The sequence below is a fragment of the Neisseria sp. P0013.S005 genome (assembly GCF_051958425.1).
Lineage (GTDB): Bacteria > Pseudomonadota > Gammaproteobacteria > Burkholderiales > Neisseriaceae > Neisseria > Neisseria subflava.
The window spans coordinates 1-236 of the sequence record NZ_JBQCVL010000099.1; the positions used below are offsets into that span (position 1 = coordinate 1).

Genomic DNA, 236 nt, shown 5'->3' on the forward strand with positions numbered 1-236 from the left:
GTCTAAGCTGAAGGTGCGCGATTATGACTCGGCTTTCAACCTGTCCGACCAATGGCGCGCGGCAATAATCTCCAAACTGAGCGCCCGTTGTAGCGTGGGTTTGGACTGCATCAAGCGCGACGGTTACTGGTGGCGTTTCTGTAATTATTTTATCAACCATGAGCTTGTTACCAGTCATCATATCGTTGAAAATCAATTGAATATCCATGCGCCGCTTATCCAGCCGAAATACGTGG

At 48.7% G+C, this 236-nt stretch carries 1 protein-coding gene; it reads left to right on the forward strand.

Annotation, left to right across the window (positions count from 1 at the left end):
* Positions 1-236: glycosyltransferase family 9 protein (locus ACTHTA_RS11650; RefSeq protein WP_440379646.1), on the forward strand; the 236-nt coding region annotated here is incomplete at both ends.